We start from the raw sequence: 264 nt of genomic DNA on the forward strand, positions 1-264 counted from the left end.
ACTGCAGTTCCTCCTTGCTGGTTTCGAGTTCTTCCGTCGCTGAACGCAGTTCTTCGTTGATCGCCTGCAACTCCTCATTGGAAGCCTTCAGCTCCTCCGTCGATACACTCGCCTGTTCGATATTGGATTGCAGCAGTTCCTTCGAGCGACGCAGTTCGCTTTCCAGATGGGCAATGACGGGATTGTGGTCCGCATGACGGCCGGTGTCCGGTTCATCGGTGCTTTCCTTGACCACGATCTCATTGAAAAGAACGGCCATCACGT

Annotated in this window: 1 protein-coding gene; it reads right to left on the reverse strand. The window is 54.2% G+C overall.

The genetic code is table 11. The annotated features are described in order from the left end of the window. On the reverse strand, window positions 1-264 hold a 264-nt coding region (locus SB717_RS36780), incomplete at both ends, for a hypothetical protein (RefSeq protein WP_410908010.1).

The sequence above is a fragment of the Priestia sp. SIMBA_032 genome (genome assembly GCF_046535215.1).
Classification (GTDB): domain Bacteria; phylum Bacillota; class Bacilli; order Bacillales; family Bacillaceae_H; genus Priestia; species Priestia aryabhattai.